This is a genomic window from Anoxybacillus sp. LAT27, assembly GCF_022030075.1.
In the GTDB taxonomy this organism is placed as follows: domain Bacteria; phylum Bacillota; class Bacilli; order Bacillales; family Anoxybacillaceae; genus Anoxybacillus; species Anoxybacillus kestanbolensis.
On record NZ_JAIWYK010000181.1, the window covers coordinates 1 to 268 of the forward strand.

At 64.2% G+C, this 268-nt stretch carries 1 pseudogene; it reads right to left on the minus strand.

The features are described 5' to 3' along the window. Positions 1-268, minus strand: a pseudogene (locus tag LD028_RS09030) (energy-coupling factor ABC transporter ATP-binding protein); the annotation flags it as partial.

Sequence of the window (268 nt, forward strand, 5' to 3'; positions counted from 1 at the left end):
TATCGCTCCTTTGCCACAGACAGCCGCGCCAACAGATGTTCGATCAGCGCTTCTTCCCGATACAGGGACGAAGGCAGCCGTTCCGTTTCCGGCAGCCGTTGATTCAATTGCGTGACCAGCGCCACTGTCTCCGGCACGTCCAGCGCCAGCTCCCGCAGTCGGTCGGCGTGCGCGAACACCTCATCCGGGCTGCCTTCCAGCACCGCCCGTCCCTGTGCCATGACAATCAGCCGGTCGGCGTAGCGGGCCGCTTCTTCCATGCTGTGCG